Origin of the sequence: Candidatus Poriferisodalis sp. (assembly GCF_965203655.1) — a bacterium.
Classification (GTDB): domain Bacteria; phylum Actinomycetota; class Acidimicrobiia; order Acidimicrobiales; family Poriferisodalaceae; genus Poriferisodalis.
In genome coordinates, this window is the sequence record NZ_CBDBDD010000009.1 from 23,107 (window position 1) to 36,755 (window position 13,649).

A 13,649-nucleotide genomic window follows, 5' to 3' on the forward strand; every position below is an offset into this window, starting at 1 on the left:
TGCCAGCGCTCAGCGGGGCTGCCATTCACCCCAGGTGACATCGGTGATCAGGCGGCGCGTCCAGAGCGGTTCGCTGGTGGCCACCACCCAGGCATCCGACCCGCGCCGGCGGTTGATGAACCAGTCCAGCAGCAACTCCGTCGGACCCGAGACGTAGCCGAGATATTCGCCGCCCGGCGACCATCTCGCTCCCAGCGTGATATCTGTCAGCTCGTAGACGAGCGTGACGTCGGCGTCGGGCGATCCCACCGTGTGGATCCGCAGCGCTCGACGGTCGATCTCGCTGTCGCCGTCGGGGTCGTAGTGAGCGACGTAGGCCAGACGGCCATCGATAGGCGACCATGCGAGCAAGTTGCCTATCTCGGCGAGCAGGGTCGGACCGCCGATCCCGTCGGTTCGCATCACCACGGGCCGGGTTCCGCTGGGCTCACCCTCGGCGTCTCGCAGCACCTCGGAGTAGGCGAGGTGTTCGCCGTCGTGCGACCACAGCACGTGGCCGAAGACCGTCGGACGCGCCTCGCCGAGCTCGCGCCGGTCGCTGCCGTCGTGGCGCACCACCCAGGCGTGCTCTCGCAGCGGCACCCCCTTGCCCGCGATGCCGACCGTGATGCCGAATGCCAGGTGGGTGCCGTTGGGCGACCAGCCCATGAGCCGCCCGCCGTCCACCGCGCCGAGCGGTGAGGCCTCCCCGGTGGCCGATTCCACCTTCAGGTGTGTCGAGCAGTCCGACGGATCGAGCGACTCGTAGGCGAGGTAGCGGCCGTCAGCAGACCACAGATGCACGAATCGCCACTGGATGCGATCGATCGGACCCACCTCGCGAGGTGCGGCGCCGCCGGTGCCCGACACCCACAGGATCTGGCTGTCATCGCGCCCGTTGCCGTCGCAGTCGTTCGGCGTGGCATACGCGAAGCGGGAGCCGTCAGGCGACCAGCCGAGGAACGTGACGTCATCGCCGAGCGTGATCGTCGGCGCCGATGCATCGGTCGACCAGATGCGGGCGACCGATGTCGTCTCACCGGCCTCGCCTTCGGCGACCAGCTCGACATAGGCAAAGTGCTTGCCGTCGGGCGACCATGACGACAGGGGCAAGTCGGCATAGAGGAACGTGCGGTAATCGACAACGCCAATTCGCCGGAGACCGCGCCCGTCCGCGGTGGCAATGTGCGCTGTCGTGCGATTGCGGGCACCGAATGCGGAGGGTCCGGCGAAGCTGAAGGTGACGACATGGCTGCCGTCGGGTGACCAGGCCGGGTACTGGCCCGGCTCGAACAGGACGCTCTCGTCGCCGGCGAGCTCGGAGACTCGCAGCCGCCCGTCGAGGCCGGTCCAGCTCAATTGGCCGCTGTGGGGGTTCCACGCCCAGCCTCGGTGTTCTGTCGAGTGCAGCTGGCGCCCCGAGCCGTCAGCGCGAACCGTCCAGAGTCGGTGTCCGCGCCCTGAGCCCAGGGGGCCGCGCGCCGAACTCGCCGCCAGGACCGGTGCTTGCTCGCCGGTCACCGTCGTGCGCCGGTGCGTGCCCTCGACGATGGACGTGAAGATCTCGCGGGCCCGCTGGACCGATGGCGATGCCTCGGGCGTGAAGAAGCGAGGCTCGCCGGCCGCAGCGATGCGCTCGATCTCGACGACCAGATCGTTCGCGTCGAGCGCTGCAGCCAGCGCCATCTCGGTGGCTGCGCCGATCTCGTCGGGACGGCCCACCACGACGACGCGCGCCGGCCGGTAGTCGGCAAGAAGCGACGCTGTCGCGGCGGGGAGACCCTCGGTGATGGTGCGAGGCGTGATGTACGCAACAGCGGCATCGCCCGTGACGCCCGCTGCATCAGCAGCCGTGCGCACGTCGCTGCCGTTCCAGCCGTTCGCAACGAACAGCGTGACGGTGCCCGGGCCCGCGACCTCGGGCGATTCGAGGGCGGCGCGCGCCGCCAGCGCGGCGGTCTCGATTCGCGTGGCGCCGTCAAGGCGCTCGACGACCGTCCAGCGATATGCAGCACGTGCCGCTTCCGTCAGCTCGTCCATCGCCGCCGCCGGTATCGCCGTCTCGCCGCCCACCACGATCACACGGTCGGGTGCGAACTCGGCGATGAGCGCGGCGGTGTCCGGCGACAGGCCGCTCGGATCGACGCACACTTTCGCTGCGTTGCGAGCGTGGGCCGCCAGCGCCTCGGCGACCGCGTTATCGGCCGGAACTGGGCAGCTCGCCACGACCAGCGTCAGATTCGGCCCGCTGCGCACGAAGTTCGACGGCTGCTGTGCAGCAGCCGGGAGCGCAGGCACGGCGATTGCCAGCGCCGCAAGCAGCGCCACCGCCGCCTTGGCGGTTCTGGAGCGGGGCCGGTTATGGCGCGTCACGGGCGAAGTCTCTCCACGAACGCGGCACGATAGTCACGCGTACGATCAGCGCCTGACCGGCTCAGCTCTGGCCAGCAAGCTTGCGGTTCTTGATCTTGGCCTTGACGTAGTCGCGGTTCATGAACGCGATGAAGTCGAGGCTGATCTCCTTGGGGCAGGCCTCGGTGCACTCGCCGTGATTGGTGCACGAGCCGAAGTACTGCTCCATCGTCTCCACCATCGCCTCGGTGCGTTCCCAGCGCTGGGGCTGGCCCTGGGGGATCAGGTTGAGATGCGCCAGCTTCGCCGAGGTGAACAGCTGCGCTGCCGAATTCGGGCAGGCCGCCACGCACGCCCCGCAGCCGATGCACGCCGCTGCGTCCATCGAGGTGTCCGCGGCTTCCTTCGGCACCGGCGTCTGGTTGGCGTCGCCGACCGCCCCGGTGTTGACCGAGATGTAGCCGCCGGCCTCGATGATGCGATCGAACGAGCTGCGGTCCACCACCAGGTCGCGCACCACCGGGAATGCCTTCGCCCGGAACGGCTCCACCGTGATGACGTCGCCGTCGGTGAACTTCCGCATGTGCAGCTGGCAGGTGGTGGTGGCCAGCTCGTGCCCGTGCGCCCGGCCATTGATCATCAGGCTGCACATGCCGCAGATGCCCTCGCGGCAGTCGTGGTCGAACTCGATCGGGATGCCGCCCTCGTCGATCAGCCGCTCGTTGATGATGTCGAGCAGCTCCAGGAACGACATGTCCTCGCTGATATCCGGGGCGTCGAAGGTGTGGAACCGTCCCGGCGCATCGGGTCCGTCCTGGCGCCAGATGCGCAGCGTGAGGCTCAAGGTGCCACCGTGCGCCGGCTGGCTGGCCTGGCCGTTCTGGCCGTTGGTCCCGCTCACTTGTAGCTCCGCTGTGTCAGTGCCACTTCTTCGAACTCCAGCTCCTCGACGTGACGGGTCTGCACGGTGCCGGTGTCGTGCCATTCCCAGGCGGCGACGTGGGCGAAGTTCTCGTCGTCGCGTTGCGCCTCTCCCTCGGGCGTCTGGTGCTCGGCCCGGAAGTGCCCGCCGCAGCTCTCCTCGCGCAGGAGCGCATCACGGGCCATCAACTTGGCCAGCTCGAAGAAGTCGGCCACCCGGCCGGCCTTCTCCAGGCTGGAGTTCAGCGTTGTGCCCAATCCGGGCACCCGCAGATCGGCCCAGAACTCGGCCTCCAGCGCCGGGATCTCCGACAGGGCCTTCTCGAGGCCCTCGGCGGTGCGCTCCATGCCGATGTAGTCCCACACGATCTTGCCCAGCTCCCGGTGGAACCAGTCCACCGAGCGGGTGCCGCCGATCGACAGGAACTGCTGCGTGGCGTCGTTCACCTCCGACACTGCCTGGGCGAACACCGGGTCGCTGAGCGGCACCACCGGCTCGCCCAGGCGGGCCGCCAGGTCGTCGCCGATCGTGTACGGCAGCACGAAGTAGCCGTCGGCCAAGCCCTGCATGAGCGCCGAGGCGCCCAGCCGGTTGGCCCCGTGGTCGGAGAAGTTGGCTTCGCCGATCGAGTAGCAGCCGGGCACCGTGGTCATCAGGTGGTAGTCGACCCACAGCCCGCCCATCGTGTAGTGGATGGCCGGGTAGATGCGCATCGGCACTGCATAGGGATTCTCTCCCGTGATGTGCTCGTACATGTCGAAGAGGTTCCCGTACTTCGCCGCCACGGCGGGGTGGCCGTCGCGCTCGATCACCTCGGAGAAGTCGAGGTACACGCCATTGCGCAGCGGGCCCACGCCCTTGCCCTGGTCCACCACGGTCTTGGCGTTGCGGCTGGCCACGTCGCGCGGCACCAGGTTCCCGAAGGCCGGGTACTTGCGCTCGAGGTAGTAGTCGCGCTCCGACTCCGGAATCTGGTCCGGCGAGCGGGCGTCGTCGAGCTGTTCGGGCACCCAGATGCGGCCGTCGTTGCGCAGCGACTCCGACATCAGCGTCAGCTTCGACTGGAACTCGTCGCTGGCGGGGATGCAGGTGGGATGGATCTGCGTGTAGCAGGCGTTGGCGAAGTAGGCGCCGCGCCGGTGTGCCCGCCACGCGGCGGTGACGTTGCAGGCCATGGCGTTGGTGGACAGGTAATAGACGTTGCCGTACCCGCCGGTGGCCAGCACCACCGCATGGCCGGTGTGCGCTGCGATCTCGCCCGAGATGAGGTCGCGGGTGATGATGCCGCAGGCCCGCCCGTCCTTGGTGACGAGGTCGAGCATCTCGGTGCGCGTGTACAGCTCGACACCGCCGGCCGCCACCTGCTTGGCGAGCGCTTGGTAGGCGCCCAGCAGGAGCTGCTGGCCCGTCTGGCCGCGGGCGTAGAACGTGCGGCTGACCTGCGCTCCGCCGAACGAGCGGTTGTCGAGCAGGCCGCCGTACTCGCGTGCGAACGGCACGCCTTGGGCGGCGCACTGGTCGATGATGTTGAGCGACACCTCGGCCAGGCGATGCACGTTGGCCTCACGGCTGCGGTAGTCGCCGCCCTTGACCGTGTCATAGAACAGCCGGTGCACCGAGTCGCCGTCGTTGGTGTAGTTCTTGGCCGCGTTGATGCCGCCCTGGGCTGCGATCGAGTGCGCCCGGCGGGGCGAGTCGTGGAAGGTGAACACCTTCACCCGGTAGCCCAGCTCCGACAGCGATGCAGCCGCCGAGGCGCCCGCCAGGCCGGTGCCCACCACGATGATCTCGAAGCGGCGCTTGTTGTTGGGGTTGACCAGCTTCATGGAGAACTTGTGGTCGGTCCACTTGTCGGCCATCGGGCCGCCAGGCACGCGGGAGTCGAGCACGCCGTTGGATGCACCATTCGGGCCGCTGTGTGATTCAGCCATGTCAGTGCGCCTCCGCAGCTTCGCCCAGACACTCCAGGCCGGTGGTGTCGTTGACCGGGCAGTCCCGGTTGTCCTCGTCGACCAGCCCGGCCTGCACCAGCACCGGGAATGACAGGTTGCCCACGAGCACCACGCCGGCCAGCGCCGTGGCCAGGTTGCGGCGCAGCCCGTTGTAACGCGGGTTGTTCACGCCGAGGCTCTGGAACATGCTCCAGGTGCCGTGAAAGATGTGGACGGCCAGCGCCACGTTGGCCACGACGTAGATGATCGCCACCGGGATCGACGACAGCGACTCCACCACGTTGTGGTACGGATCGCCCCGCACGTAGGCGTCGCCCAGCCACCAGCCCCACGTCAGGTCGGCCAGGTGGAACAGCACGTACAGGCCCACGATGGGACCCGTCCAGCGCATGGTGCGCGAGGCGTAGTTGGCGGCGATGTAGTCGCGCTTGGATGCGTACTTCTTGGCGCCGCCCACAAAGCCCGCTCGCTCCGAGGCCAGACGGCTGCGCTCCTTCAGCGTGTAGGCCGAGTGCAGGTGCACCACGAACATCGCCAGCAGCCCGACCCGCATGATCCACAGCAGCAGCGTGCGGGGCAGCAGCCCGCCGCCGAGATCGCGCAGCGTCTCGGCGTACTCGTACATCCGCGACGGGCCCTCGTAGAGGTGCAGGTTGCCGATCATGTGGACGATGACGAAGCCCAGCAGCCCGATGCCGGTCCAGGCCATGACCCACTTGCGGCCGATGGCTGACTGGTAGATGTTCAGCGGGAATGGCAGCGGACGCTTGGACTTGAACACCGGTGCAGACCCGGCGGCCTGCGTGGCAGTCGGCGCCATGTGTTCCTCCCGTGCGTGGCGTTGTGCGGCGATCGGCGCGGTGAGCCCCGGGGGGCTGGTCGCGCCAGAGCCGTACGGTACTTGCGCGCCTGCCGCACTGCTCAGGTGAGAACGGGGCGGGTGGGGTCGGCTGCCTGCATGGCTTGGCGCACGGTGCGATCGGTCCATGAGCCGCGCCGTGGTGTGCGACGCCGGCTGCCGGGTGGATGCACTGGTTGCCAGGCGGCGACGCTGGGGTGGTGGCCTGCGTGATCGGCGGCTACTGCGGCGGCTTGTGCGGCGAGGGCGCGCAGGCCGCGTTCGGCGCCCATGAACACGCTGGGATCGAGTGTGACCTGCTGGCACAGCAGCTTGCCGTCGGCGTTCGCTGATTCGTAGACGCCCCGATGGCCCAGTTCGTGCTTGGCAACGCGCAGCGCGTCGAATCCGTCACGGAGCGGTTCGCCGTTCACTGCCAGCCTGCCGCGGCGGACCGACACGGTCCGGATGCCCGTCGAGAGCCTGACTGCGTGGCTGGACCGTCCGTCGATGGCGACGTCGATGTCGATGCAGTACAGCGCTTGGTTGCCCAGCCCAGCGGGCCACCACAGCGATGGCCGCTCGAGCGCGACCAGCCATTCCAGCTCGTTGCGCCCGCGCGCCAGCACAGGCTCGGACACGGCCAAACCATCGCCCGGCACAGCGTCTTCGCTCGCCGGTGTACCTGCCGCGGTACCTGCCGAACCCACCTCTGCCGGATCCGTCCCCGCCGAGGCGGTCCGCAGCACCGTGGTGGTGACTTCGCATCGATGCGTGCCGGCGCTGTCGACAGTTGCGGCGATGCGCAGCACTGCCCGGTCGGGGCTGGCCTCGATCACCAGCGCACGCACACGCTCGATGCGTGCCGGTCCGGTGCGGCTGATCCGTACCTGCGCGTCGTGGCTCTGGGGCACCCGAACAGCGCCGTGCGATGCCTCGACTGCAGTCAGATGCTCGCTGCGGCTGCGCAGCAGATGGCTCACCTCGAACGTGTGCTCGATGTGGCGTCCCCGCAGATCCCCGAGGTACGCGCCGTCGAGCCAGAAGTGGCCGAGCTCGCACAGCCCGCTCGCCACCAGCCACCAGCGCACCTCAGGATGCGCACCGGCATCGAGCTGTGACGCGAGATCAGCGGGCAGATCGAAATGACGCCGGTAGAGCACGCCGACCTCGTCGCCCAACTCGGGGTCGAGCCACCACCGGCCGGGACTCAGCGTGACCGCCCAGCCCCGCTCGTCGAGCGCCTGCTCGGCCACCGTGCGCCACTCGCCGGCCCCTGCGGTCCGCACCAGCCAGTCGCCCGTCAGCGCCCGGGCGTCTCCGCCCTCGGAGGTCAACGTGAAAATCACTGAAAGATATCGAAAAGAGCAAAGGAGAAAAATGCGAATATCATGCGAGACCCCCGCCCAGCTAGCCGAGCGGGGGTCTTCGAGGAGCGGAGCTGTACGGCTTCGTTCCAGGGGGCAGCCGGGTGGCCGGGAGGGGCTGTAAATCCATTCCCGAGGGGTTCGATTCCCCTTGCCTCCACCAGTCACGCTATGCGGGACAAATTGGAGGCGCAACCGGGACGGACTGCAAAACCACTCCCGAGGGGTTCGAGCCCCGCGCCTCCACCGTTCACGCTACGCGTAGGGAACTCACCGTGCAACACACCTGCGCGGCCCCGGAACGGGCGGGTAGGTTGCCCGCCATGACCCAACCCACCACGCTCGGCGAACTGCGCAAGATCGGCTGGGTCTCCCGGCCGGTCAAAGAGGAGATGCGTGCGAATGCCGCCAAGGCCATCGCCGCGTCCGAGCCGTTGTTCGACGGGGTGCTGGGCTACGAGAACACGGTGCTGCCCCAGCTCGAGAACGCCATGCTGGCCGGCCACGACGTGGTGTTCCTGGGAGAGCGGGGCCAGGCCAAGACCCGCATGATCCGCTCGCTGGTGAACCTGCTCGACGAGTGGATGCCCTACATCGAGGGCTCGGAGATCTTCGACGACCCCTACAACCCGGTGTCCCGCCACGCGCTCGATCTGGTTGCCGAGCACGGCGATGACACGCCGATCGCCTGGGCGCATCGCAGCATTCGCTACGGCGAGAAGCTGGCCACGCCCGACACGTCGATCGCCGACCTGATCGGCGAGGTCGACCCGATCAAGGTGGCCGAGGGCCGGTACCTGTCCGACGAGCTGACACTGCACTACGGGCTGGTGCCGCGCACCAACCGCGGCATCTTCGCCATCAACGAGCTGCCCGACCTGGCCGAGCGGATCCAGGTGGGCCTGCTGAACGTGCTCGAGGAACGTGACGTTCAGATCCGCGGCTACAAGATCCGCCTGCCGCTCGACGTGCTGCTGGTGGCCACGGCCAACCCCGAGGACTACACCAACCGGGGCCGCATCATCACGCCGCTGAAGGACCGCTTCGGCGCCCAGATCCGCACCCACTACCCGCTCGATGTCGACACCGAGATGGACATCGCGTCGGCGGAGGCCCGCCCGCTCGACCTCACCGAGATGGGCGAGGGCGTGGTGGTCACGCTGCCCGATTTCATGGCCGAGATCGTGGCGACCTTCAGCCATGTGGCCCGTGCCAGCAGCCAGGTCAACCAGCGCTCGGGTGTGTCGGTGCGCATGACCGTCACCAACACCGAGACGCTCGCGGCCAACGCCACCCGGCGGGCGCTGCAACGCGGCGAGCGGCATGTGGTGCCCCGCGTCAGCGATCTGGAATCGCTCATGAGCTCCACCGCCGGCAAGATCGAGATCGAGTCGATGGAGGAGGGGCGCGACGGCAAGATCGTGGAAACCATGCTCAAGGCAGCCGTGCTCGAAGTGTTCAAGAATCGCTTCTCGCCCGACGAGCTGACCGATGTGGTCGCCAGCTTCGGCGAGGGCAAGGTGGTGCACACCGGCGACGACCTCGGCTCGGAGGCCTACATGGAGCTGCTCGCCGGCAACCAGGCGCTGGCCGTCGCCGCGGAGTCGCTGGTAGCCGCTGCGGCCGAACCGCAGTCGGACGAAGGCGCCGCGCCCGCAGTGCTGGCTTCGGCGGTCGAGCTGGTGCTCGAAGGCCTGCACCTGTCGAAGCGGCTCAACAAGGAGCATGTAGGTGCGCGAGCTACCTACCGCTCGCGTGGTTGAGTGAAGCAATGAAGATCCGTTGGCGTCGGGCACGCCGCGAGGGCGCCCGGTTCCGCTACTCGGCGTGGGACGGCACCCAGACCGGCTTCGACTTCGACGCGGAGAGCCTCTTCGCCGAGATGACCGACGACCTGCTGTATCACGGTGATCTCAATGCCGCCCTGCGCCGGCTCATGCAGCAGGGCTTCACCGACTCCGAGGGCAACCGGCTCGAAGGCCTGCGCGAGATGATCGAGCGGCTGCGCGACCGGCGCAAGGAGATGCTCGAGCAGTTCGACCTCGGCGGCGTCTACGACGACATCGCCCGCGAGCTCGACGAGATCACCGACACCGAGCGCGAGGCGCTGGAGGAGTTCGCGCAGGACGCGGCCGACAGCGGTGACGAGCGCCGCGAAGAGATCGCCCAGTCCAGCGCGGCGGAGCGCAACCTGCAGCTCGACATGCTGCCCCCCGACCTGGCCGGGAAGATGCGCGGCCTGCAGAGCTACGACTTCGAGTCGCCCGAGGCCCGCGAGCAGTTCAACGAGCTCGTCGAGCGGCTGCGCCAGGAAGTCGCCCAGAGCTACTTCGACCAGATGACCGGCGCCATGGGCAACATGAGCCCCGAGGATCTGGCCCGCACCAAGGACATGATGGCCGAGCTCAACCAGATGCTCGAGCAGCGTGCCCGCGGCGAGGAGCCCGACTTCGAAGGGTTCATGGACCGCTACGGCGACTTCTTTCCTGAGAACCCCCAGACGCTCGACGAGCTGCTCGAGATCATGGCCAAGCGCATGGCGGCCATGTCTTCCATGCTCAACTCGATGACGCCCGCCCAGCGTCAGCAGCTCGCCGACCTGGCATCGCAGCTCATGGACGACATGGACCTGCAGTGGCAGGCCCAGCAGCTCGCACAGAACCTCCAGCAGGCGTTCCCCGACATGGGCTGGGACCGGGGCTACCAGTTCGGCGGCGACGACCCGTTGTCGATGTCCCAGGCGGCCGATGTGCTTGCCCAGCTCGGCGATCTTGATGCGCTGTCGGAGATGCTCCAGGGTGCGGTCAGTCCCTCGGCGCTGGCCGAGGTGGATCCCGAGCGGGTGCGCGAGCTGCTCGGCGACCAGTCCGCCGAGGCGCTCGAACGGCTCAGCGAGATGGCGCGCATGCTCGAGGAATCAGGCCTCGCGCAGCACACCGAAGGACGCTTGGAGCTGACGCCGCGTGCGCTGCGGCGCATCGGTCAGAACGCGCTCGGCGACCTGTTCAACCGCCTGATGGACGACAAGGTCGGCAGCCACCAGGTGCGCAAGTCGGGCGTCGGCCACGAGTTCGCGTACGAGACCAAGCCCTACGAGTTCGGCGACACGTTCAACCTGAACATCGAGCGCACCGTGCGCAATGCCGTGGCCCGCCAGGGCACCGGCACGCCGGTGAGCCTGACGCCGGACGACTTCGAGATCGAGCGATCCGAGCTGCTGTCGCGGGCATCCACGGTGCTGATGCTGGACCTGTCGCTGTCGATGCCGATGCGCGACAACTTCCTGCCCGCCAAGAAGGTCACGATGGCGCTGCATTCGCTGATCTCCACGCAGTTCCCGCGCGACTACCTGGGCATCGTGGGCTTCGCCGAATCAGCCTCCGAGCTGACCGCCGCGCAGCTGCCGGAGGTGTCGTGGGACTTCGCCTACGGCACCAACATGCAGCACGGTTTCATGATCGCCAGGCGCCTGCTGGCCCGCCAGACCGGCTCGAAGCAGATCATCATGATCACCGACGGCGAGCCCACTGCCCACCTGGCGCGTGACGGGCGTCCGTACTTCGCCTACCCGCCGGTGCGCGAGACCATCGAGGCCACGCTGCTCGAGGTGGCCCGGGCTACCCGCGAGGACATCCGCATCAACGTGTTCATGCTCGACCCGAACAGCTACCTGCGGGCGTTCGTGGAGAAGATGACCGAGATGAACGGCGGCCGGGCCTTCTTCACCAGCCCCCACAACCTTGGCGACTACGTGCTGGTCGACTTCCTCGAGCACCGCCGCAAGCTCATCACCAGCGGCCGCCTGTAGCTGCTGCGTTCCCGGTGGCTCAGTCGGGAGGGTGCAGGCCGTCGAGGACCATGTCGGCGAACTGTCGGGCGAGGTCTTCGAGACGCAGTTCGCCACCGGGGCGGTACCAGCTGGCCAGCGAATTCAGTCCGGAGATCATGATGCGGGCGAGGACCTTGGCGTTGGCGCCGGCTCGCAGCGAACCATCGGCCTGACCCTCGGTGAGCAGGCCCACCCAGAGATTGGCGAACTCGCGCAGTGGCACCGCCAGGCTCTCGCGGGTCTGCGGGGGCGATTCGTTGAAACAGCGGATGTTGGCGACCGTGAAGTTGCTCTCGGCGACGATGCAGTTGACGTAGGCGACGATGGCCTCGGCCAGGCGGTCGGAACCTCGCGCTTCGGGACCCAGCGCTTCCAGCGCTGCGTTGATGGCAGAGCGGGCATGGTCGATGCCCACGCTCAGCACCTCTTCGACGATCGCGTCCTTGGAGTCGAAGTGGTAGTAGAGGCTGCCGGCCTGCATCTCGGCCGCGGCGGCGATGTCGGTCAGCGTGGTGGCGGCATAGCCACGGCACGAGAGCAGGCGCGCGGCGGCATCCAAGATGCGCATACGGCTGCGCTCGCCCTTGCGGATCCGGCGGCCATTGCCGTTCCCGATGTCGTCGCTGCTGGCGTCGTCATTGCCGTTGCCGGGCGAATCGCCGGCTTCTGCGGGAACGGGCTCTAGATCGGCTGCATCGGTGCTGCTCATGCCGCAGAAAAACCTAGTCCTGAACAGGCGTTCATGCAGTGGTCGGCGGCCGAAAGGTGCGTGCGGGGCTCTCGGGACCCTCCGCAGGACGCTCACCTACACTCCGCAGTGAACCCCGGATCGTGCCGGGGAGCGAGACAGCGGGAGCCAGAGTGAAGTTCAGCTTGTTCATGTACTGCACGATCGGCCGCCGGCATGAACTCGAAGCCGGCCTCGCAGGACTGAATAACGATTACTACCAACGGATGCTCGGCGAGATTGCCGAGATCGCGCGTTTCGCCGACAACAACGGCTGGTACGGCTTCGGCCATCCCGAGCACCACCTGCAGATCGAGGGCTTCGAGATCTCCAACGACTTGAACCTGATGGCGAGCTGGATCGCCCAGCACACCACCCGGCTGCGGCCGATCGCTTGCGGTTACGTGTCGACCACGCACAACCCGATGCGTGTCGCCGAGCAGGTGGCGACGCTCGACCACATGACCGGCGGGCGGCTGTGCTTCGGCGTGGTGCGCGGTTACCAGCACCGCTGGGTGGACCAGTTCAAGATCCGGCCTGACCTCGCAGCGGTCGGCAAGTGGAACCGCGGCACCGACGAAGATGCCTACAACCGCCGCTTCTTCGAGGAATTCGTGGATGTGGTGCTCACCGCCTTGCGCAACAACACGTTCTCCTACGAGGGCGAGTTCTGGCGGTTCCCCAACGACAACCTCAACCCGCACACCCACACCGTCTATTCCGACTACGGCGCCGGGGTCGACGCTGACATGACGATCCACGAGGTCGGCATCGCCCCGCGCCCGCTGCAGTCGCCGCACCCGCCCCTGTACGGCGGGTTCACCATGTCGATGGATTCGGCGGTCTTCTGGGCGCGCTACGGCGGCACGCCGATCGTGCTCAGCGACAAGATGGACTTCTGCGAAGCGCTGTGGAAGGCGTACCGCACCGAGGCTGCGCAGCACGGCGTGACCAAGCCCCGCGGCCACGAGTGCGGCTGGGGCGGCGTGGCGGTATGCGCGCCTACCGACGCCGAGGCGTGGGAGCTGTTCGCCGACATGGAGTGGTTCTGGAACCAGTGGGCCATCCAGTTCGGCCAGGGCATGCCGCTGCAGCTCGTCGGCAGCCCCGACACGATCAGCCGCCAGATCGAGGAGGCGCAGACGGTGCTCGGCATCGAGGAAGCGTTCTTTTTGGTGCCCCAGGGCATCCACTCCGCCGACCAGATCAACGCGTCGCTCGAGCTCATCAGCGACAAGGTGATGCCGCGTTTTGCCTGAACCGCGTGAGCGCTTGTCGTGATCTCCGGCATCTCTGAACGGACGGTCACTGCGCCCGACGGCTCGCGGGCAGTGGTGGTGACGCCACGCGGTGAGCTCGATCTGGCTGCCATCGCGTCGCTGGACAGCGCGCTGCGCTCAGCGCTGGCGACTGCGGGATCGGTGCCACGGCTCGTCGTCGACCTGTCCGACGTCGATGTCCTGCAGCCGGTAGTTCTCGGCGTCTTGCTCGACGTCCGCCGGCGCTGCCGGACCGTCGACGTCGATTTGGTGCTGCTGGTGACAACGCCCGGGGTGGCCTCAACCTTGATCGAGAACGAGGTCGATTCGCTCTTCGACACAGCCTCCGGGCTGGAAGCAGCGATTGCGGGGGTGACCGGTCGCTGAGCCTCGCCGCAACTAGGCGGGCGACAACCCAGCGCCG

Annotated in this window: 10 protein-coding genes and 1 tRNA gene; 5 read left to right on the forward strand and 6 right to left on the reverse strand. The window is 67.9% G+C overall.

All coding sequences use genetic code 11. The annotated features are described in order from the left end of the window. Positions 1–9 precede the first annotated feature (9 nt). The 5 genes from ACOGW9_RS11475 to ACOGW9_RS11495 form a co-directional block, all read right to left on the reverse strand. Positions 10–2,352 carry a hypothetical protein gene (locus ACOGW9_RS11475; protein WP_419911336.1) on the reverse strand — a complete coding sequence of 781 codons (2,343 nt, stop codon included), beginning with the start codon at positions 2,350–2,352 and terminating at the stop codon, positions 10–12. 61 nt (positions 2,353–2,413) lie between these two features. Further along, on the reverse strand, positions 2,414–3,175 hold the full coding sequence (locus ACOGW9_RS11480; protein WP_419856349.1) for a succinate dehydrogenase/fumarate reductase iron-sulfur subunit: 762 nt from the start codon (positions 3,173–3,175) through the stop codon (positions 2,414–2,416). A gap of 53 nt (positions 3,176–3,228) precedes the next feature. Continuing rightward, positions 3,229–5,184 (reverse strand): fumarate reductase/succinate dehydrogenase flavoprotein subunit, encoded by a 1,956-nt coding sequence (locus ACOGW9_RS11485; RefSeq protein WP_419911338.1) that lies wholly within the window; start codon positions 5,182–5,184, stop codon positions 3,229–3,231. Position 5,185: 1 nt separating this feature from the next. After that, positions 5,186–6,025, reverse strand: coding sequence for a succinate dehydrogenase cytochrome b subunit (locus tag ACOGW9_RS11490; protein WP_419911340.1), 840 nt, complete (start codon positions 6,023–6,025; stop codon positions 5,186–5,188). Positions 6,026–6,126: 101 nt separating this feature from the next. Continuing rightward, the gene (locus tag ACOGW9_RS11495; protein ID WP_419911342.1) at positions 6,127–7,380 is read right to left on the reverse strand and encodes a hypothetical protein; all 1,254 of its coding nucleotides are present in this window, start codon (positions 7,378–7,380) and stop codon (positions 6,127–6,129) included. Positions 7,381–7,502: 122 nt separating this feature from the next. Here ACOGW9_RS11495 and ACOGW9_RS11500 point away from each other — a divergent pair. The 3 genes from ACOGW9_RS11500 (at position 7,503) to ACOGW9_RS11510 (ending at position 11,218) form a co-directional block, all read left to right on the forward strand. Further along, positions 7,503–7,573 (forward strand) — tRNA-Tyr (locus ACOGW9_RS11500). A 160-nt stretch (positions 7,574–7,733) separates the two neighbouring features. Then, positions 7,734–9,173: a sigma 54-interacting transcriptional regulator gene (locus tag ACOGW9_RS11505; protein WP_419911344.1), complete on the forward strand. Its 1,440-nt coding sequence runs from the start codon at positions 7,734–7,736 to the stop codon at positions 9,171–9,173. An 8-nt stretch (positions 9,174–9,181) separates the two neighbouring features. Beyond that, positions 9,182–11,218 carry a hypothetical protein gene (locus ACOGW9_RS11510; RefSeq protein ID WP_419911346.1) on the forward strand — a complete coding sequence of 679 codons (2,037 nt, stop codon included), beginning with the start codon at positions 9,182–9,184 and terminating at the stop codon, positions 11,216–11,218. A gap of 19 nt (positions 11,219–11,237) precedes the next feature. Here the strand turns inward: ACOGW9_RS11510 and ACOGW9_RS11515 are convergent, their stop codons facing one another. Next, a complete protein-coding gene (locus tag ACOGW9_RS11515) occupies positions 11,238–11,948 on the reverse strand; it encodes a TetR/AcrR family transcriptional regulator (RefSeq protein ID WP_419911348.1) in 711 nt (236 codons plus the stop codon). A 152-nt stretch (positions 11,949–12,100) separates the two neighbouring features. Between ACOGW9_RS11515 and ACOGW9_RS11520 the strand changes: the two genes are divergently transcribed. Both ACOGW9_RS11520 and ACOGW9_RS11525 read left to right on the forward strand, forming a co-directional pair. Then, positions 12,101–13,225, forward strand: a complete 1,125-nt coding sequence (locus tag ACOGW9_RS11520) for an LLM class flavin-dependent oxidoreductase (RefSeq protein ID WP_419911350.1) — start codon at positions 12,101–12,103, stop codon at positions 13,223–13,225. A gap of 18 nt (positions 13,226–13,243) precedes the next feature. After that, positions 13,244–13,612: an STAS domain-containing protein gene (locus tag ACOGW9_RS11525; protein ID WP_419911352.1), complete on the forward strand. Its 369-nt coding sequence runs from the start codon at positions 13,244–13,246 to the stop codon at positions 13,610–13,612. The last annotated feature ends 37 nt before the right edge of the window (positions 13,613–13,649 follow it).

Excerpts from the sequence above, each read along its gene's own strand:
- ACOGW9_RS11485 (WP_419911338.1), bottom strand. The coding sequence starts at position 5,184 with ATGGCTGAATCACACAGCGGCCCGAATGGTGCATCCAACGGCGTGCTC.
- ACOGW9_RS11505 (WP_419911344.1), top strand. The coding sequence starts at position 7,734 with ATGACCCAACCCACCACGCTCGGCGAACTGCGCAAGATCGGCTGGGTC.
- ACOGW9_RS11510 (WP_419911346.1), top strand. The coding sequence starts at position 9,182 with ATGAAGATCCGTTGGCGTCGGGCACGCCGCGAGGGCGCCCGGTTCCGC.
- ACOGW9_RS11490 (WP_419911340.1), bottom strand. The coding sequence starts at position 6,025 with ATGGCGCCGACTGCCACGCAGGCCGCCGGGTCTGCACCGGTGTTCAAG.
- ACOGW9_RS11515 (WP_419911348.1), bottom strand. The coding sequence starts at position 11,948 with ATGAGCAGCACCGATGCAGCCGATCTAGAGCCCGTTCCCGCAGAAGCC.